The 17,972-nt window shown below is 51.4% G+C and carries 19 protein-coding genes and 5 tRNA genes; 3 read left to right on the top strand and 21 right to left on the bottom strand.

Translation table 11 applies throughout. From position 1 onward, the window contains the following. Positions 1–244: 244 nt before the first annotated feature. The 16 genes from rplA to TERTU_RS03765 all read right to left on the bottom strand — a co-directional run bounded on the left by rplA (position 245) and on the right by TERTU_RS03765 (position 10,006). Positions 245–940: a 50S ribosomal protein L1 gene (gene rplA / locus TERTU_RS03840; protein ID WP_015817117.1), complete on the bottom strand. Its 696-nt coding sequence runs from the start codon at positions 938–940 to the stop codon at positions 245–247. Beyond that, positions 941–1,372 carry a 50S ribosomal protein L11 gene (gene rplK, locus TERTU_RS03835; protein ID WP_015819278.1) on the bottom strand — a complete coding sequence of 144 codons (432 nt, stop codon included), beginning with the start codon at positions 1,370–1,372 and terminating at the stop codon, positions 941–943. Positions 1,373–1,553: 181 nt separating this feature from the next. Next, entirely contained in the window at positions 1,554–2,087 is a 534-nt protein-coding gene (nusG, locus tag TERTU_RS03830; RefSeq protein ID WP_015819407.1) for a transcription termination/antitermination protein NusG, read from the bottom strand. Positions 2,088–2,099: 12 nt separating this feature from the next. Continuing rightward, a complete protein-coding gene (gene secE, locus TERTU_RS03825; RefSeq protein ID WP_015819772.1) occupies positions 2,100–2,471 on the bottom strand; it encodes a preprotein translocase subunit SecE in 372 nt (123 codons plus the stop codon). Positions 2,472–2,514: 43 nt separating this feature from the next. Further along, positions 2,515–2,590, bottom strand: a tRNA-Trp gene (locus TERTU_RS03820). A gap of 76 nt (positions 2,591–2,666) precedes the next feature. Then, a tRNA-Thr gene (locus tag TERTU_RS03815) sits at positions 2,667–2,742 on the bottom strand. A gap of 59 nt (positions 2,743–2,801) precedes the next feature. Next, positions 2,802–2,875 (bottom strand) — tRNA-Gly (locus TERTU_RS03810). A gap of 273 nt (positions 2,876–3,148) precedes the next feature. Further along, positions 3,149–3,232: transfer RNA gene (locus TERTU_RS03805), tRNA-Tyr, on the bottom strand. A 12-nt stretch (positions 3,233–3,244) separates the two neighbouring features. Further along, positions 3,245–3,320, bottom strand: a tRNA-Thr gene (locus tag TERTU_RS03800). 73 nt (positions 3,321–3,393) lie between these two features. Continuing rightward, entirely contained in the window at positions 3,394–4,092 is a 699-nt protein-coding gene (locus TERTU_RS03795; RefSeq protein ID WP_015820814.1) for an SPOR domain-containing protein, read from the bottom strand. Between the two features lie 34 nt (positions 4,093–4,126). Then, positions 4,127–4,876 (bottom strand): type III pantothenate kinase, encoded by a 750-nt coding sequence (locus tag TERTU_RS03790; RefSeq protein WP_015819910.1) that lies wholly within the window; start codon positions 4,874–4,876, stop codon positions 4,127–4,129. A 20-nt stretch (positions 4,877–4,896) separates the two neighbouring features. Further along, entirely contained in the window at positions 4,897–5,892 is a 996-nt protein-coding gene (gene birA, locus TERTU_RS03785; RefSeq protein WP_015817337.1) for a bifunctional biotin--[acetyl-CoA-carboxylase] ligase/biotin operon repressor BirA, read from the bottom strand. Further along, on the bottom strand, positions 5,889–7,037 hold the full coding sequence (gene alr, locus TERTU_RS03780; RefSeq protein ID WP_015816887.1) for an alanine racemase: 1,149 nt from the start codon (positions 7,035–7,037) through the stop codon (positions 5,889–5,891). Before alr ends, birA begins: the two co-directional genes overlap by 4 nt. Before the next feature lie 97 nt (positions 7,038–7,134). Further along, positions 7,135–7,878 carry a YebC/PmpR family DNA-binding transcriptional regulator gene (locus TERTU_RS03775; protein ID WP_015818604.1) on the bottom strand — a complete coding sequence of 248 codons (744 nt, stop codon included), beginning with the start codon at positions 7,876–7,878 and terminating at the stop codon, positions 7,135–7,137. A gap of 4 nt (positions 7,879–7,882) precedes the next feature. Further along, a complete protein-coding gene (gene aspS / locus TERTU_RS03770; RefSeq protein ID WP_015817601.1) occupies positions 7,883–9,685 on the bottom strand; it encodes an aspartate--tRNA ligase in 1,803 nt (600 codons plus the stop codon). Between the two features lie 30 nt (positions 9,686–9,715). Then, positions 9,716–10,006, bottom strand: a complete 291-nt coding sequence (locus TERTU_RS03765) for an FmdB family zinc ribbon protein (RefSeq protein ID WP_015819238.1) — start codon at positions 10,004–10,006, stop codon at positions 9,716–9,718. 371 nt (positions 10,007–10,377) lie between these two features. Between TERTU_RS03765 and TERTU_RS03760 the strand changes: the two genes are divergently transcribed. After that, positions 10,378–10,821, top strand: a complete 444-nt coding sequence (locus tag TERTU_RS03760) for an HU family DNA-binding protein (protein WP_015817104.1) — start codon at positions 10,378–10,380, stop codon at positions 10,819–10,821. Positions 10,822–10,906: 85 nt separating this feature from the next. Here the strand turns inward: TERTU_RS03760 and TERTU_RS03755 are convergent, their stop codons facing one another. Continuing rightward, positions 10,907–11,371: an HIT domain-containing protein gene (locus tag TERTU_RS03755; protein WP_015818448.1), complete on the bottom strand. Its 465-nt coding sequence runs from the start codon at positions 11,369–11,371 to the stop codon at positions 10,907–10,909. A 155-nt stretch (positions 11,372–11,526) separates the two neighbouring features. Here TERTU_RS03755 and TERTU_RS03750 point away from each other — a divergent pair, with 155 nt between their 5' ends. Both TERTU_RS03750 and TERTU_RS03745 read left to right on the top strand, forming a co-directional pair. After that, a complete protein-coding gene (locus TERTU_RS03750) occupies positions 11,527–13,251 on the top strand; it encodes a proline--tRNA ligase (protein WP_015817832.1) in 1,725 nt (574 codons plus the stop codon). 2 nt (positions 13,252–13,253) lie between these two features. Further along, a complete protein-coding gene (locus tag TERTU_RS03745; RefSeq protein ID WP_015820852.1) occupies positions 13,254–13,832 on the top strand; it encodes a lytic transglycosylase domain-containing protein in 579 nt (192 codons plus the stop codon). On the opposite strand, the gene hemG is transcribed toward TERTU_RS03745, so the two are convergent. Genes hemG through TERTU_RS03725 form a run of 4 tightly spaced genes read right to left on the bottom strand, consistent with a single transcriptional unit; the run spans position 13,804 to position 17,963 of the window. Continuing rightward, positions 13,804–14,364, bottom strand: a complete 561-nt coding sequence (hemG, locus tag TERTU_RS03740) for a menaquinone-dependent protoporphyrinogen IX dehydrogenase (protein WP_015818412.1) — start codon at positions 14,362–14,364, stop codon at positions 13,804–13,806. The genes TERTU_RS03745 and hemG overlap by 29 nt on opposite strands. Positions 14,365–14,366: 2 nt before the next feature. Continuing rightward, entirely contained in the window at positions 14,367–14,786 is a 420-nt protein-coding gene (locus TERTU_RS03735; protein ID WP_015819377.1) for a GtrA family protein, read from the bottom strand. 8 nt (positions 14,787–14,794) lie between these two features. After that, on the bottom strand, positions 14,795–15,748 hold the full coding sequence (locus tag TERTU_RS03730) for a glycosyltransferase family 2 protein (protein ID WP_015817584.1): 954 nt from the start codon (positions 15,746–15,748) through the stop codon (positions 14,795–14,797). 40 nt (positions 15,749–15,788) lie between these two features. Then, the gene (locus tag TERTU_RS03725) at positions 15,789–17,963 is read right to left on the bottom strand and encodes a DUF2298 domain-containing protein (RefSeq protein ID WP_015820060.1); all 2,175 of its coding nucleotides are present in this window, start codon (positions 17,961–17,963) and stop codon (positions 15,789–15,791) included. Positions 17,964–17,972: the final 9 nt, after the last annotated feature.

The following is a 17,972-nucleotide window of genomic DNA, read 5'->3' as shown; positions in this document are numbered from 1 at the left end:
ACTTTAGTTAACAAAGCGAACAACGCATTCCAGTTTCGGTGATCACATTCAAATCCGTAAAAATCTGAATTGGGTCACACCGTCTGCGTAGGCAGCCCCGGAAGGCCCATTAAGCAAACTGCCATGTGCGCAAGCAAAGAAAAAACTTAACGCATCAATAGTAGTCCACACCTACGGTCTTTGACGGCCTGATCGCGCCAACTTGCGCGCGACCAGACCCCAAAGTTCGGTTACCAATCGCGCCTTAAATTTCCAGGCTGGATTGATCGATAGTCAAGCCGGGGCCCATGGTGGTGCTGAGAGAAATCTTCTTCAGATACACACCTTTGGCCGCCGCGGGCTTGGCTTTTTTCAAGTCGGAAACCAGCGCTTCGAGGTTTTCCTTAATCGCGTTAAGCTCGAAGGAAACCTTACCGATACCGCCGTGAATCACGCCACCTTTGTCAGCGCGGAAACGCACCTGACCGGCTTTGGCATTTTTAACCGCACCAGCAACATCAGGTGTTACTGTGCCGGTTTTCGGGTTTGGCATCAGACCGCGAGGACCGAGGATCTGGCCCAGGGCACCAACAACACGCATAGCCGCTGGATCAGCGATTACCACGTCGAAATCCATCATGCCGCCCTTAATTTGATCGGCAAGATCTTCCATGCCAACAAATTCAGCTCCGGCTTCTTTCGCTGCGTCTGCAGCAGCGCCTTGAGTGAACACAGCGACACGTACATCTTTACCAGTACCGTGCGGCAAACTGGTTGCACCGCGTACGGCCTGATCAGATTTACGAGGATCGATACCCAGGTTGATTGCGGCGTCTACAGTTTCAGGAAACTTTACAGTAGACAGTTCTTTCAACAGGGCAACCGCTTCATCAATGCCGTAGGCTTTGTTGAAATCGACTTTTTCGTTAATTGCTTTTTGTCGTTTGGTCAGTTTGGCCACTTACACGCCCTCCACATCAAGACCCATCGCACGCGCAGAACCTGCGATAGTGCGAACCGCTGCGTCCATATCGGCAGCTGTGAGATCTGGCATCTTGGTAGTCGCAATTTCTTCCAGTTGAGCACGGTTAACCTTGCCAACTTTTTCAGTGTTAGGACGACCACTTCCGCTTTTGATACCCGCAGCGCGCTTCAGCAAGAAAGACGCTGGAGGAGTTTTCATCGCAAACGTGAAGCTGCGATCACTGTAAACGGAAATAACAACTGGAACTGGAGAGCCAGGCTCAATACCCTGGGTCTGCGCATTAAACGCTTTACAGAATTCCATGATGTTGACACCATGTTGACCCAGAGCTGGACCAACGGGTGGACTAGGGTTGGCCTGACCGGCCTTTACTTGCAGCTTAATATAAGCTTCAATTTTCTTTGCCATACTTTGTTTACTCCCAAATATGGGTGTTAACGCCTCGAAACAGTGGCATACTGTCTGTCATTGGCTCCCCTATCTCGCCTCAGGCAATTAGCCTTTCAGCAAGACGCGAAAAGCCCTCACTCGCATAACGAGAGAGAGCATCGAAAACGATAATTTTTACAAATAACCGATTTCTCAATTATCAGGTTTTTTCTACCTGGCCAAACTCCAGCTCAACCGGCGTAGATCGACCGAAAATAAGAACCGCCACCTGGAGGCGACTCTTTTCGTAGTTAACTTCTTCAACCACACCATTAAAGTCGTTAAATGGGCCGTCAATAACACGCACCATCTCGCCCGGCTCGAACAGTGTTTTGGGTTTCGGCTTATCAGCAGAATCGTCTACACGCTGCAAAATAAGCTCCGCTTCCTTATCGGTAATAGGCGCAGGCTTATCCGCTTTGCCACCGATAAATCCCATTACTCGAGGAGTTTCTTTTACCAGATGCCACGCATCATCGTTCAACTCCATCTGCACCAACACATACCCAGGGAAAAACTTGCGCTCAGACTTTCGCTTTTGCCCACCGCGCATCTCGACAACTTCCTCAGTAGGCACCAACACCTCACCAAAGCTGTCTTGCATTCCATAAAGCTCAATACGCTCTTTTAATGCTGTCGCTACTTTCTTCTCGTAGCCCGAATAAGCGTGAACCACGTACCAGCGTTTGGCCATTAATGAAACCTTTTATCCAATGATAAGAGAAGCCAGGTATCCTAAGCCGGTGTCCAGGCCCCACAAAATTAGCGCAGTGACAACAACGACAACTGCAACAATCAGCGTGGTTTGGGTAGTTTCCTGGCGGGAGGGCCACACTACTTTACGAACTTCAACCTGCGCCGCCTTGAGCAAATTCCAGAAAGCATTACCTTTAGCTGTGTTGACTGCAATAAAAGCAGCAACACCACCCAGGACTATCAACACCAAAGCCCGTAAATAGAGAGCAAGATCACCAGCATAAAAAGAGTTAGCGACCGCACCACCCAAAACGATGGCTATAACCACCAACCACTTCAACCAATCTAGCGAAAACTGTGCTTCTTCGACTTTTGTGCTCATAGCTATTAGCTTTCTCTGCTATCGAGGGTCTAGCGCCCTATAATGGCAGGCCAGGAGGGACTCGAACCCCCAACTTTCGGTTTTGGAGACCGACGCTCTACCAATTGAACTACTGGCCTATAACTTTCACATATACAAAAAGGCTGACCGCAGGGCCAACCTCTTGCGCACGGGACCGAGCCCGACCACATAAAGTGGAGCTCATGACCGGAATTGAACCGGTGACCTCACCCTTACCAAGGGTGTGCTCTACCATCTGAGCTACATGAGCTTTTTAAACTCCTCTTGCCACCATACAAACTGGAAAACCAGATTAATGACAAGACAACTTGGAGCGGGCAGCGGGAATCGAACCCGCATCATCAGCTTGGAAGGCTGAGGTTCTACCACTAAACTATGCCCGCAAATGCGCCTAAGCTAACAAACACACTTACATCATAGCGTGCTGAAAACCTCGAATACGGCTTGCGAACCAACGCAGCGCTGGCCGCCAATACCAACAACGCATAACTCAGAAGCTCTGCGACAACCGGCACCTACAACTAAATGAGATGCCAGCATTGCTTGGTACTCGCAAACGGACTTTTAATATCCGCTTACCAGCGAAAACAATTTCAATAACCCAGTCGCCTTAACACAGACCACTTCATTTTCGAATTGTTTCCGCTAATCAATAATGGTGCAGGGGGGTGGATTCGAACCACCGAAGCTTGCGCGTCAGATTTACAGTCTGATCCCTTTGGCCACTCGGGAACCCCTGCGGAAAACTAAAATGGAGCTGGTGAGAGGAGTTGAACCCCCGACCGGCTGATTACAAGTCAGCTGCTCTACCAACTGAGCTACACCAGCTCACCGATCACACTAAAGAATGCTTTTTAAGGGCGTCCCTTAATGTGGAGGCGGGATTCTAGTGAAAGTTGTCTCAGGAAGCAACATCTAAACAAAAATTTTGTCGTCTTTCGATGTCGGCAAACCCTTCAAGCGCTCGACTCCAAGCCAAACCACTCATTTTTTTACTTTCACCGGGCTCCAGCATGACCCAGATTTCCCAATAAGTACGCTCGATTATGTTTACTTCGGGCTCCAGCCCAAGTGTACGCATCTTAGCCAGATGCTCATCAGCGAGCGGCTTTTTACTAAACATTCCCAAAGATATGCCATTTTCAAGCTCACCCTTTGGAATAATATAGCTATCGATTTTCTTAGCCTGCAATTCCGCCAATTGGCGTAAAGCAGCCTTCCGTGTCGATTGGGGCGGCAAATATACCTGATAACGGGTGCCAGCGGGAAGGGCCAATTCTTTAATTTTCGCTTTCACTTCAATCGCTTGCAATCGCTCGACTAAGGTAGTTGCCACCTCCTGGTTGGCGAAGGCACCAACTAATTCGCACAGCGGCTTTACGGGCTCATCCGGCACGGGCGCCGCGTTTGCAGCGCTCTGCCCGCCGGACGCAGGTGCAGTTAAGTCGGACTCACTCAACAGCTCGAGCCGCTGCAAGTGTCCGTATGCAAAGCCTTGAGGCTGTTTTGACACAGTAGTCTGACCGTCGCTTTCGGTGAACAACCCCCAACCCAATACCAGCAGATTGAGCGCCACCAGCGAAACTAATATCCAACGCATCCCCCAAGGGCCCCCGAAACGAGAATTTTCGTTTTTATTTTTCCAATTCGTCCAACACCAGCAAGCCCTTCAGCACCAAGTGCGGATCAACCACAACTGGCGAACTGAATGCCTGTGTAAACCAGTGCCGGTCGCCACCGGTTACAACTATAGCAGGCGACAGGTGCCGCTCTGCCGACCCATCGATATAACTGTGAACTTCGTTAACCAAACCTGTATAGAGCGCACTCACACCCTGCCTAACGCAATCATAGGTATCTACGCCAGGGCACCAGCGAGGAACCAATTCCAACCTCTCCACCGCAACATCGCTGGTATTCGACCAGAGTGCACGCGCCATGGTTTGCACACCCGGCACAATCATGCCCCCTTCGTGGACACCGGCCTCGGTAACAAAGTCCACGGTCACCGCACTCCCCGCATCCAGGACCGCACAAAACCGGTCGGGAAATTTTTCCCGCACGGCCAACATCGCCAGCCACCGATCCACACCGAGTCGATGAATTTCACGGTAAGCCACTGTAAGTATTGGCAAGGGAGAGCTCACGCGAGCAAATTTAACATCAAGATCGCGCGCGAAGCCCAGCTCGCCGCGCAATTGTGTCTCGATGGATTTTCCTGCAACACAAGACACACGCACAGAACTGAGCTTCGAGATATCGATAACCGCCGCGATTTCGCCGGCGAGGTCGTCCAGCGCGAGCCGGTCGACTACGCCATGCGCCTGACACTCGGGCACCCACCATTTAATTCGACTGTTGCCAGCATCCACCAATAGCTTCATTTGAGCGCTTCCATTATTTATCACTCAGCCTCGACAGCAGACCTCAAGCTAACTTCCCCACCAACAAATGTTCGCTCACCAGTGTCGCACGCCAGGCGCAGAGCCCCCGTATCAGTGACGCCCAGCACTCTGCCCTCAACGCGATTCTGAGCAGACACCAGCGCTACCCACTGGTCGTAGTGAGCGTTGTATTCCTCCCAGACAGACCGGTACGCTGCAAAGCCCGTTTCGTGATATTTGGCAAGCATTGGCAACAAACGTTCAAGCAGAGCGCCGACAACGCGATTGCGATTAGGTTGAGCGCCGCCTGCGATAGATGACAGATCTGTGAACGCCTGATCGATATCCTCTGTCGCTACGGTGGACATATCGACATTCAGCCCGATACCTAAGACCACATAACACTCACCACTGACGTCACCCGCAATTTCCAACAACACGCCGCCAAGCTTCGCGCCCTGGAACAACAAATCATTCGGCCATTTCAGTTTGACGCCTTCGATACCAAGCGACTCCAACGCCTGACAGATACACACGCCCGTTGCGAGACTGAGCCCTTCCATCGCAGCTATTCCCTGATCAAAACGCCAGACCAGCGAGAAATAAATATTCTTCGCAAAAGGGCTATGCCAGGTGCGTCCACGTCTGCCGCGCCCCGCTGTTTGCTGCTCAGCCAAACAAGCGCGCCCCCGCTCACCGCCCTTCTGACTTATCGCCGCCAAAAGATGCCCATTGGTGGACGGCAAAGACGGAAAAATATCTATTCCCGCCAACAATCCGGCTACCTCTGGCGAAAGCCCCCGGCGAATATCCCGCTCACTGAGAAGATGAAGACCACCGGGGATACGATAGCCCTTCGATTTCACTGAATCGACTTGCACGCCCATCTCCTGTAGTTGCTGCAGTTGTTTCCACACTGCAGCGCGGCTAATCCCCAGGGCTTCGCCCAACTCAGCGCCGGAATGAATTTCGCCATCGTCAAGTAAAGAAATCAACTGCAACATGGAGTCGTTCATGACGGGTTCGCTCGAATGTAATGGCGCTTGTAGCGCACACCAAGAGAGGTCAATATTTCGTAATTGATTGTTTGCGCGGATGCTGCCAGGTCATCAAGCGGAACATGCTCACCAATAAACTCGATTCGACTGCCCTCCGCCACCACGCCTTCAGGCACAGCAGAAATATCAACGATAGTAGTGTCCATAGAAATGCGTCCAACCACAGGTACGCGCCAACCGCCAGCACCACTAGGGGCACAGACCCAACAATGAGCGCGATTGCTCAATGCGCGAAACAAACCATCGGCGTATCCGCCCGCGACCACAGCCAAACGCGCATCGCGCTCAGCCCGGTAAGTTGCGCCATATCCGACCGACTCGCCAGCAGGCAGGTTGCGCACCTGAACCACCGGTAAATGCAATTCCACAGCGGTCTCCAACCCCAGACCACAAGCGTCCGCCTGGGCAAAACTGGTGTAAAGACCAAGGCCCGGCCGCACCGCATTGAAATGGTAGTCGCCACCAAGACACACACCTGCAGAGTTCGCCAGAGATGCCGTTAACGGCCGATAACGCTCCGACGATACGTCAAGGGCGCGCCGAAAACGCTGTAATTGTTCGGCATTTAGTGAGTGCTCAGGCTCATCTGCGCAAGCGAGGTGGCTCATCAACATGCGGACGTCAGCACGCGCAAGATAGGCGGGATCTTGTACGACCCTTTCAAACTCAGCGGGCTCCAAGCCCAGCCGCCCCATGCCGGTATTGAGTTTCAAGATCGACCCAAGCACATTGTGCTCGCCGCCATTGACCGTGCACCATCGCTCCAGCATCGCGGTACTTACCAGCACAGGGACCAATCGGTAATCGATAAAGCGACGCTCCTCCCCCGGCGCGCAGCCGCCAAGCACCACAATGGCGACATCGGAATAGCTGCCGCACACATCAGATAATATTCCCCGCGCATCCAGCGCCTCGCCAAGGTTGGCGACATAGAATGTCCGGCATCCGGCCAGATAAAGTGCAGGCAGAACTTCCGCCATGCCCAGGCTATAGGCATCAGCCTTTACAACAGCACCACAATCTACAGGCGCTGAAACGAAGCGATTAAGCGCCTGCCAATTGGCGGCAATTTTGGATAAATTTATTGTGAGGGTATGTGTCACGCGCAACTCAATAGAACGCTAAAAAAGAAAAATACGTGGCCAGTATAAAGAGTTGCGAGGCGCGCCGCACACTGACATGCAGCGCGAGAGAAGCAAACTATTCGCCGAGGAAAGCCTCTGGAATGTCCGCGTTTGTATAAACATTCTGAACATCGTCCAGATCTTCTAGCATATCGATCAAACCAAGGGTTTTGTCGGCATCTTCCTGACTGCTGATTTCCACTTGTGTCGCAGGCACCAAGGCAATTTCGGCATTGGCAGGCTCCACCCCGGCGGCGACCATCGCGTCTTTAACCGTCAGATAATCTTCAAACGCAGTAATCACATCCACCGAGCCGTCATCGTGGGTTTCAATGTCTTCGGCTCCCACCTCTAACGCTACCTCCATGATTTTTTCTTCATCGCAACCGGGGTCGAAATTCAGCTGTCCCTTACGGGCGAACAAATAAGCCACCGAACCGTCCGTACCCAGATTTCCACCCCGTTTACTGAACGCATGGCGAACTTCCGAGACGGTGCGGTTGCGGTTATCGGTTAAACACTCAACCAACACCGCCACACCACCGACGCCATAACCCTCGTAGGTTATTTCGTCGTAACTTTCGCCATCGGCGCCACCTGCGCCACGCGCAATGGCTTTCTCAATCGTGTCGCGCTTCATGTTGGCAGCAAGCGCTTTGTCGATAGTCGTGCGCAGCTTAGGGTTGTCTTCCGGGTTGCCACCACCCGCCTTCGCGGCAACTGTGAGCTCGCGAATAACCTTGGTAAAGATTTTCGCGCGCTTCGCATCCTGCGCCGCTTTACGATGACGGGTGTTCGCCCACTTGGAATGGCCAGCCATAAAACTATTTATCCTCTTCTTTGCCAGCCTCGTCTTTTGCTGCCTGAGGTTTGGCTCGCAAACGGATATGCAACTCCTGCAATTGCTTTGCATCCACCGCGCCCGGAGCGTCGGTCATCAGACAGGCCGCCGATTGGGTTTTCGGGAACGCAATGACATCGCGAATGGAGTCTGCACCGGTCATCAACATGATCAGGCGATCAAGACCAAACGCCAAACCACCGTGGGGCGGCGCACCGAATTTAAGCGCATCCAGCAGGAAGCCAAACTTCTCTCGCTGTTCTTCAGGCGAAATGCCGAGAATTTTAAATACCGCCTGCTGCATGTCCTGATTGTGAATACGGACCGAACCACCACCTAACTCAGTACCGTTCAACACCATGTCATAGGCTCGCGAAAGCGCGGTTGCCGGGTTTGCCTGCAAATCTTCCGGCGAACATGACGGCGCGGTAAACGGATGGTGCAACGCGGTCAAACCACCCTCGTCCGTTTCTTCGAACATCGGGAAGTCGACAACCCAGAGCGGCGCCCATTCACAAGTGTAAAGGTCGAGATCTTCGCCGAGTTTACAGCGCAGCGCGCCCAGCGCTTCAGTGACTACTTTGGTGGTATCCGCACCGAAGAAAATAAGATCACCGTTTTCCGCACCCACACGCTCGAGAATCGCCTTGCAGACTTCCGCCGGTAAAAACTTAACAATCGGCGATTGCAAACCGTTTTCCAGATCGTCTTTATCGTTAACTTTAATATAGGCGAGGCCTTTAGCACCGTAAATTGACACGAATTTAGTGTACGCATCGATTTTCTTGCGGGGAATTTCTCCGCCCTGCGGCACTCGCATCGCAGTCACGCGGCTCTTTGGATCATTGGCAGGCGCGGAGAATACTTTGAATTCCACATCCTTCATCAGATCTTTTATTTCCACCATTTCCAGCGGAATACGCATGTCAGGTTTGTCCGAACCGTATTTTTCCATCGCTTCGGAATAGGGCATCCGCGGGAAATCACCGAGATCGATAGACAGCACGTCGTTGAACAACTTGCGGATCATTCCCTCCGTAACAGACATGATCTGCTCCTCGTCCATAAACGAGGTTTCAATATCAATCTGAGTGAATTCAGGCTGGCGGTCTGCGCGCAGATCTTCGTCGCGGAAACACTTGGCAATCTGGTAGTAACGGTCAAAGCCGGACACCATCAACAGCTGTTTAAAAAGTTGCGGCGACTGCGGCAACGCAAAAAATTTGCTCTCATGGGTGCGCGAGGGCACCAGGTAATCGCGCGCGCCTTCGGGCGTCGCGCGGGTAAGAATTGGGGTTTCGATATCCAGGAACCCATGCTCATCCAGGTAATTGCGAATCGCATTGGTCACCTTGGAACGAAAGCGCAGATTGTGCTGCATTTCTTTGCGCCGTAGATCGAGATAACGATAACGCAAACGCACATCTTCACCCACGGAGGTAAAGGAGTCCAACTGGAACGGAGGCGTATCAGCCGTGTTAAGTATGGTGAGCCCGGTGCCATAGATTTCAACTTCACCGGTCGCCATGTTGGCGTTTACCGTCGATTCCGAGCGTGCGCGTACCTTTCCGGTTACCTGCAATACATACTCCGGCCGAACCTTGTCAGCCAGGGCAAAATTGTCCTCGGCATCCGGATCGAACACCACCTGCACAATACCATCGCGATCTCGCAGATCGACAAAGATCACACCACCATGGTCGCGACGGCGATCCACCCATCCACAAAGAGTTACCTCTTCACCTATATTTGCAGCGGTTAAAACGCCGCAGTACACACTGCGCATGATGTAGTTCCTGTTTTTAAATTGGTAGGGCTAAGCCTTTTTAGCCGTTGAATCAGCGGGTTTGGGTTTCGTAGTCGAATCACCGCCGCCACTGGCGGGCTTCGCTGCCTTGTCGTCGCCGGCAAGGTTTTTCTTTTTACCTGACTTAAAGTCGGTCTCGTACCAACCGCCACCTTTGAGGCGAAACGCTGCGGCAGAAACCTTTTTCTTCAAACTGGCAGTCTCACACGCGGGACAGTCTTGCAGCGGCGCATCACTGATCTTTTGCAACGCTTCCAACTCATGCCCACAGGACTCACAACGGTATTCGTAAATTGGCATTTGAATGACAATCCGTAGTTGATCTTAGCTACAAACACGGGGCCAGAGAAGGGCACCCCACCCGAAAAAAAGCGGGACATTATACCCCAGGGGCCCGCATTGATGAAGAAGCCAGCAAATGAGATGCCCGTCACCTAATTTCGCCAGTTTGCCTCCAATCCCGGAAACCTAGCAAAGTACGTGATTCAATTTTGGGCAAAATCGTAAAAAAGTGCTTATATATAGTATTTTTTGGTTGATGCGCTGGTTCGAATAAACTATATATAAGCCACGAGCGGGACAACTTGGAAATTGACCAATGCTGGGTAGCGCAGCGTCAACCAGGAGTAACTCCGCACTACAACTACACATAAAATCACTTGAGGTTGACTATGGCCGCACGCAAAACTCCAGCAAAAAAAGCCCCAGCTAAAAAAGCGCCTGCAAAGGCCCCCGCAAAAAAAGCCCCAGCTAAAACAGCAGCGAAAAAAGCCACCGCAACAACTGCAACCAAAAGCGTAACTGCTGTTCGTGAGCGATTCTCCAAGACACAAATTCTGAATCAAATCGCCGAGAACACCGAGCTCTCGCGCAAGCAGGTTACAGCGGTACTGGATGAGCTTTCAGACATCATCGAAGGTCACGTTAAAAAACGTAGCTGCGGTGAGTTTGTTATGCCTGGCCTGTTCAAAATTGTGGTTCAAAAGAAACCCGCACGCAAAGCTCGCAAAGGCATCAACCCGTTTACTGGCGAAGAAACGGTGTTCGCAGCAAAACCTGCCAGCAACGCGGTTAAAATTCGGCCACTGAAAAAACTCAAAGAAATGGCTGAGTAAGCTGCTCTCATCCCCTTAAAAAGCCCGCATCCGCGGGCTTTTTTGTATCTTGTTCTAGAAGCTGCAAAAAAGGTTTAACCGCGGCTTAAGGCGTGAAACCTGTGAAGCTCCCACTATCATCAACTTGCGAATGCGCCTCGAACCCCTCACCGACCAGGGACGCCTGCAACCGCTCAAGACGGGCTTGCAGGTCCTCATCCGTGTAGGCGACGGCGGGTTTTACCCCCCACACAGAGGCGGGCCAGGCAGCGTCACCCTCGAACCGCGCCACGTGATGCACGTGTAGCTGGGAGACAATGTTCCCTAGCGCAGCAACATTCATCGTTGTAGGAGCAAACAACGACGTCATCACTTCAGACAAATGACTGGATTCACGAATTAACTGACTTTGGTCCGCTTCACTTAGGTGATGGATCTCGCGAATTCCTGAGCGTTTGGGTACCAAAACGCACCAGGGGTAGTTCGCATCCCGGTGCAACAGCACGAGGGATAACTTAAATTGACCGACAGGCACAGTGTCCTGCTCGAGCTGGGGATGGAGTTTGAACATGGGGATTCCTCGTGTGTGCGGTCGAACTGAGACAAACCGCACCTGTCACATTTTAGCCAGTGCCTTTTATCTGCATTCCCCGCTTTTAAATTAGGGCAAACACGTCCTAGAATACTACTCCTTGACTACCCCTCCAAATAAATCGAAGGAATACCATGCGCGCCAGTCAGTACCTTATCGCCACCCAAAAAGAGACCCCTGCAGACGCAGAAGTGATCAGTCATAAACTGATGCTGCGCGCAGGCCTTATCCGCAAAATGGCATCGGGCTTATACAACTGGTTACCGCTCGGTTTGCGCGTTTTGCGAAAAGTCGAAAACATCGTCCGCCAGGAGATGGACAAATCCGGCGCACAAGAAGTATTGATGCCGGTGGTACAACCCGCTGAAATATGGCAGGAGTCTGGCCGTTGGCAACAATATGGTCCCGAGTTACTGCGTATTAACGACCGCCACGACCGCGCCTTTTGCCTGGGCCCGACCCACGAAGAAGTGATTACCGACCTGATTCGCAACGAAGTAAAAAGCTACAAGCAGCTGCCACTAAACTTCTATCAGATTCAAACCAAGTTCCGCGACGAAGTACGGCCGCGTTTTGGTGTCATGCGCGCGCGCGAATTCCTGATGAAAGATGCCTACTCATTTCATATTTCGCAGGAAAGCCTGCAGGAAACCTACGACGTAATGCATCGCACCTACTGCAATATCTTTGATCGCATTGGCCTGCAATATCGCCCGGTGCTTGCAGATACCGGCTCTATCGGTGGCTCAGCGTCCCACGAGTTCCATGTATTGGCGGACAGCGGTGAAGATGATATTGCGTTCAGTAGCGATAGCGACTTCGCCGCCAACGTGGAGCTGGCAGAAGCGCTGGCCCCCGCCAAGCAAACACCCGGAAGCAGTGGCGCAGAAGAAAAACATACACCGTCGCAAAAATCTATTGAGGAAGTAGCCGCGTTCCTGTCGGTTACCCCTGCGCAAACTCTCAAAACGTTAATTGTTCTCGGTGAAACCGAAGACGAAGGCCCTGCACCTTTGGTCGCACTTGTACTGCGCGGCGACCATTCGCTAAACGACATCAAAGTCAGCAAGCTGGAAGGCGTTGCGGACCCACTTACCTTCGCCCCGGAAGAGCGAATTAAGAACGAGTTGGGAGCGGAAGTCGGCTCGCTGGGGCCAATAGGCCTGAAGATTACAGTAATTGCCGACCGGGCTGCAGCGGCCTGCGCTGATTTTGTCTGCGGCGCCAATAAAACGGATTACCACCTTATTAATGCAAACTGGGACAAAGAAGCCAGCTACAGCCGTGTTGAAGACCTGCGCAACGTTGTAGTCGGCGACCCCAGCCCTTGCGGCAAAGGCACCATCGAAATAAAACGCGGTATCGAAGTTGGCCATATTTTCCAATTGGGCACCAAATACTCCGCGGCGATGAAAGCAACAGTCCTTGATGAAAACGGTAAAGATGTCACCATGACCATGGGCTGCTACGGTATCGGCGTTTCCAGAATTGTGGCTTCAGCCATTGAACAGAACCACGACGACAACGGCATTATTTGGCCCGACGCCATTGCCCCCTTCCAATTGGCAATTGTGCCCATCAATATGCATAAGTCAGATGCGGTGAAAGAAGCCTGTGAAACTCTTTACGATCAATGCCAGACCGCTGGCATCGACGTGCTACTCATGGATGAACCAAAAGCCCGTCTCGGCGCTATGCTGGCCGACGTTGAGCTGGTGGGCATTCCTCATCGCGTCGTTATTGGTGATCGTGGCCTTGAGCAAGGCAACATTGAATACAAAGGCCGTCGTGACGCAGAGTCGCAGGAAGTGGCTGCAGCGTCCTTATTCGAGTTTTTGCGTGAGAAAATCGCACCCTAATTATGAATGGATCGTCCCGCGCAACGCTGTTTCGCGCAATTCTGTGGCTGGCACTCACACTGCCAGCAGCAGTCCATTCTGCGGCTCGCGAAATCGATGACGAGCTGCGCGAAAAACTCAAGGCAACGATCAGTCAGGCAACCAGTTTTTCCGATCGCTATGAGGCCGAGGTCTGGCTGGTACAAAAGTCCACCGTGCTCGCCCGCTTTATCGACAGCCCACAAGAACGTCTACGCATCCTAAAAGAAGTACACAAGGCGGCTAAACAGGTTGGACTGCCCCCAGAATTCGTCCTGGCAGTAATCCATATCGAAAGTGCATTTGACCCTTACGCAGTTTCGCGCGTGGGCGCCCAAGGTATGATGCAGGTAATGCCATTTTGGAAAAAAGAAATCGGCAGAGAATCAGACAATCTGATCAAGCTGGAAACCAACCTGAAATACGGTTGCACCATTCTGAAATATTATCTCGACAAAGAAAATGGCCACTGGGCTGACGCCCTGGCACGCTACAATGGCAGTTACGGCCGCTACACCTACTCTCACAAAGTGATCAACGTATGGACGAAGTATTGGCGTTGAGCGTAAGACACGCTTGGGCAAACTTCGCCACCACTGACCAATCCGTATATTCAATATCCGTTGCAGGGTCTGTGGGCCCGCCTGTCATCCACATAATAAAGCGAATCATCAGTTTGTCCCAAAAACCATAAACCGGGTAGTTGAGACGGCCTGCGAATACTGCGGCGAGCGCAGGTTTCCAGCCTGTTTTCTGCAAAAACTTACGGGTATACGGGTTAGTATCCGGAGCACACTTCTGCGCTTTGCGCGCAACTAGGTTAACTGAGAAAAAAGCCGCACCCAGCGACTGAAGCTGCTCAAGATGCTGTATTACCCAGTTATCAAACTTATGACAGTGAACGCCGTAGCGAATGCTTGCACCGATAATCAGTGGGCCGGAAACCAGTGAGTCAGACTGTGAAAAAGCATCGATATCAAAATCGGCCAGCGGCAACAGGCTCACATGCTCGCCCGCATCGCGGAGCTGCCCGGCCATAGCCTCGGCGATTTTTCGCGTATGTCCATCAACACTGGCGTAAACAATAGTCGCCATAATTACGGCTGTACCGCAGGTTTGCGGAAGACCCAAAGCTTGCTCAGCAAAAAGGTGATAACCGGGATTGTGCACACCACAACTGCCAACGAAATACGATGCGACAAGACTAGCCAGGTTTCCATAATAAACAGCAGCAGCTCACTAACCCCCAGCGTGGTAATTGACACCACAACAAAACGCAGAAATACACCTAGATCCAATTCGCGGCGAAACGTCAGCTTGCCGTGCCCGAAAAATGAGATAGCAACAGCGGCACAATAGCCAAGAATATTCGCAAAGTAGAGCGGTACCAACGCGCGCTCGTGGGATAGCAAGGCAACAAAATAATGGGTAAGTGTGGCAGAAACGCCCACCACACCAAATATCGCCAATTGAACAATTAATGCGCGGTTGAGATGTCGACGCAGCAGGTTAATCACATCAGCCTCTAAGCGCCGAAATTAACGGTTTCAGCAACCACATACAGCGGACGATTCTTAACCTCTTTGTAGATACGCCCAATGTATTCACCCATAAGACCGAGAAAAAACATTTGAATGCCGCCTAAAAACAGAACCACTACCATGATTGACGCATAGCCCGGCACATCCACACCGAACAAAATCGTTTTAGACACAATAAACAATGCGTAAATAAATGAGGCGGCAGAGATCAATAAACCTAAATAAATTCCGACGCGGATAGGCATAGTGCTGAAGGACGCGATGCCGCTGATGGCAAAGTTCCATAGCTTCCACATATTAAATTTGGTTTCGCCTTCCGCACGTAGCGGACGCTTGAACTCTACCGTAGTATCTTTAAAGCCCGGCCAGCAAAAAAGGCCTTTCATAAAACGGTCTTTCTCAGGTAGCTGGCGAATAACATCGACAACCTTCCGATCCATTAAGCGGTAATCGCCAACATTGGCGGGTATATCCGTATCACTCATGCGGTTGAACAAACTGTAAAACCACCTCGCGGTGTTGCGCTTCAACACGCCATCGGTTTCGCGCGATGAGCGTTTGGCGTAAACCACATCGTAGCCTTCCTCCCATTTCGCGATCATCTCGTGAATTAACTCCGGCGGGTCCTGCAGGTCCGCATCAATCGGAATCAGCGCATCGCCCGTTGCAAAATCCAGCGCTGCGGTCATCGCCGGTTCTTTTCCAAAGTTACGTGAAAAGGAAACAATTTTAATACGCGAGTCTTTTGCGGAATACTCTTTGAGTAATTCTAAAGTATTATCGCGAGACCCATCGTTAACACACACAAATTCCACATCGTAAGCAATATTTTCGAGCACGTTAAATACTGTCTCGAAAAAAATGGGGATCACACTAGATTCGTTATACATAGGTACAAGAAGCGATAATTTTTTCGTACCCGCAGCAACATCGTTCATACTAAATCCTGATTTATTATTCTCTGTTACGGCGTCCCCTTCAGTCCAGCCGCACCCATATTCCCGTATGCCGACGTCGCGAGTGTTCATATTCATGCCAGGCATACTGGCCTTTAACACGTTCGTTAATTTTTTCGAACGCTTTATCGTCGTCTTTCGGGCTGAACACGATATATCTAACCTGATTACTCTGCAACCAGGCTAGGCTGTCTTCCAACTCGCCTTTATAAAATTTGTCGATTTCTTCCTTCAACAACCATATGCGCGGCACATCCCCGTGCCAGGTTCTCAAGTGCGATGGCCAACCCAGCAATACCGGCTTGCCATTAAAAATACCGTAAATGCTGGTATTGGAATAGGCATTGTCCAGCACATTTTCCAGGATGATGCCATCAGGCGCCGCTTCCAGGTATTCAAACATCTGGCGATTGGTCGCGTTATTGGTATACCAGCCGTGACCGTGTATCTGCCCAGCATAATACTTGCCCGAAAAGACATAATAATTAAAAAGGTCGGAACCGGCGCTTGCACTCAGTAGCACCATAACCGCCACACAACACCAACGCACCCAGCGAGTCAAAGAGGCCAGCAGTAATACCCCCAGTGACGCGAATACACCGACCTGCATCCAGCCCCACCATTTCATCACTGTATTTGTTCGCGCATAGTGGGCACCGGTCGGATCGTCTATGTATATCACTTCCGAAAGTACCAGAAGGAACAGCCAGAGCGCGCTAAAATACCAGGCGATACGACGCTGGCGCCCCTCCCAGCAGCCCAACACAATCAATATCAATAAAGGCCAGTGCAAGGCAAGAAACCTTGGCCATGGTGTGTGCGCATAAGTCTGCACAAACTTTACTGGTGTGGGGAGTGAGCTGGAAAGGAATGTGGTTAAGAAAGGATAAAGAAGAAAACAACCGACGGTGCCGCCGGCTAACAGCCAAATCCAGTACAAAGTCTGTTTCTGACTCCAGAGAAATATCATCCAGCCGAGAATTAGTATTACCAGTAATGGCATGGTCCAGGTGTTGGTAACCAACATAAGGGGCACGCACAGTGTCGCCAGTCCTTGAGCCGCTTTCTGCCACCGCGGGGAATCTATCGCTTCACCTTCACCTATATTACGTGCATCTGCATTACTTGCTGACACCACTCTGGCAGGAGTGCCATTTGCGAACGAGAGCGTTGAAAAAATCAAAGCCAACGCAAGCAGTAAAAGGAAAAACCCACCCACCGTGGGATGGTAGTCACCCAGAAAAAATTGGTACCCAAAATTTTCCGATGGCAACACCATTTTTTTACCACCGACGCCACCGCCGGTTTCCGGGAATACCCAAGGCCCGAGTGCACTCACATCTTTCGACGTCGGATTGAGGGTTGTGTCGCGCTCACTGCCAATAAATCGTACAGACGCGATAATATGTTCACGTGCGTGATTTGCGAGCTGGGCATGATAGCGACGCACTGCCCGCGACCGGGCTTCGGCATCCATATTCGGTTTAACATAGGTGTCCTTTGCCGGGCCGTTATAGGCGACTTTCAACAGGGGAGATATCCCTGTACCACCGAATGCAACCGTCGCGACAAACAATCCAAGTAATGCCCTTTTTTGCCAAATACGTCCAGAAAAATTCGCCAGCGCACGCTCACCAATAAAGACCAATAACGTGAGAGCCAGGCCCGCCAATAGTGCGAAAGCGATGTTGTAAGTGACTCCCGGACCAAAGCCGAAAATACGGCCCATTAAGGCGGCGCCATAGTGCTGGAAGGCATAGTAATAGTCGAAGCGATATGGCGGGTGCCAATTATCCAGCGGCGGCAGCGTCACACCTTCCATATAGTTCGTAATAAAAAAGAGGTCAGTCATACGCTCTGACGATGGCGTAATCGAGGGAAATCCGAAACGCCAGGCAAACGCATAAATAAATGCGGCTGCAAACACCAATTCAGCAACAATAAATTCTCGCCTGAATACCGCTGCTTTATTGCGCCAGAAGATCCACCCACTAGCCAGCATCAGTACGGGCATCAGCCAGCGCAATTCGCCCAAACCAATAAAATGCTCCACAAAAAACAGTGTCAGCACGAAAAACACCACAGCGAGACTGCGTGCCAAAGGAATGAACGGGCAGTAGCGCGCAGCCAATAGCGTTCCACCACTGATACAAAACCACATAAAAATGAGCGTAAAAACGAGGTAGATCGCGTACATAGTGATAAC

The sequence above is a fragment of the Teredinibacter turnerae T7901 genome, from assembly GCF_000023025.1.
Taxonomy (GTDB): domain Bacteria; phylum Pseudomonadota; class Gammaproteobacteria; order Pseudomonadales; family Cellvibrionaceae; genus Teredinibacter; species Teredinibacter turnerae_B.
The sequence above is the reverse complement of the archived record's forward strand: the minus strand, read 5'-3'. Positions and strand labels throughout refer to the sequence as shown.

Excerpts from the sequence above, each read along its gene's own strand:
- TERTU_RS03760 (WP_015817104.1), top strand. The coding sequence starts at position 10,378 with ATGGCCGCACGCAAAACTCCAGCAAAAAAAGCCCCAGCTAAAAAAGCG.
- TERTU_RS03750 (WP_015817832.1), top strand. The coding sequence starts at position 11,527 with ATGCGCGCCAGTCAGTACCTTATCGCCACCCAAAAAGAGACCCCTGCA.
- secE (WP_015819772.1), bottom strand. The coding sequence starts at position 2,471 with ATGAGCACAAAAGTCGAAGAAGCACAGTTTTCGCTAGATTGGTTGAAG.
- TERTU_RS03795 (WP_015820814.1), bottom strand. The coding sequence starts at position 4,092 with ATGCGTTGGATATTAGTTTCGCTGGTGGCGCTCAATCTGCTGGTATTG.
- TERTU_RS03725 (WP_015820060.1), bottom strand. The coding sequence starts at position 17,963 with ATGTACGCGATCTACCTCGTTTTTACGCTCATTTTTATGTGGTTTTGT.
- hemG (WP_015818412.1), bottom strand. The coding sequence starts at position 14,364 with ATGGCGACTATTGTTTACGCCAGTGTTGATGGACATACGCGAAAAATC.
- TERTU_RS03765 (WP_015819238.1), bottom strand. The coding sequence starts at position 10,006 with ATGCCAATTTACGAATACCGTTGTGAGTCCTGTGGGCATGAGTTGGAA.
- TERTU_RS03775 (WP_015818604.1), bottom strand. The coding sequence starts at position 7,878 with ATGGCTGGCCATTCCAAGTGGGCGAACACCCGTCATCGTAAAGCGGCG.
- TERTU_RS03745 (WP_015820852.1), top strand. The coding sequence starts at position 13,254 with ATGAATGGATCGTCCCGCGCAACGCTGTTTCGCGCAATTCTGTGGCTG.
- birA (WP_015817337.1), bottom strand. The coding sequence starts at position 5,892 with ATGAACGACTCCATGTTGCAGTTGATTTCTTTACTTGACGATGGCGAA.
- TERTU_RS03730 (WP_015817584.1), bottom strand. The coding sequence starts at position 15,748 with ATGAACGATGTTGCTGCGGGTACGAAAAAATTATCGCTTCTTGTACCT.
- aspS (WP_015817601.1), bottom strand. The coding sequence starts at position 9,685 with ATGCGCAGTGTGTACTGCGGCGTTTTAACCGCTGCAAATATAGGTGAA.
- TERTU_RS03755 (WP_015818448.1), bottom strand. The coding sequence starts at position 11,371 with ATGTTCAAACTCCATCCCCAGCTCGAGCAGGACACTGTGCCTGTCGGT.
- nusG (WP_015819407.1), bottom strand. The coding sequence starts at position 2,087 with ATGGCCAAACGCTGGTACGTGGTTCACGCTTATTCGGGCTACGAGAAG.
- rplK (WP_015819278.1), bottom strand. The coding sequence starts at position 1,372 with ATGGCAAAGAAAATTGAAGCTTATATTAAGCTGCAAGTAAAGGCCGGT.
- TERTU_RS03790 (WP_015819910.1), bottom strand. The coding sequence starts at position 4,876 with ATGAAGCTATTGGTGGATGCTGGCAACAGTCGAATTAAATGGTGGGTG.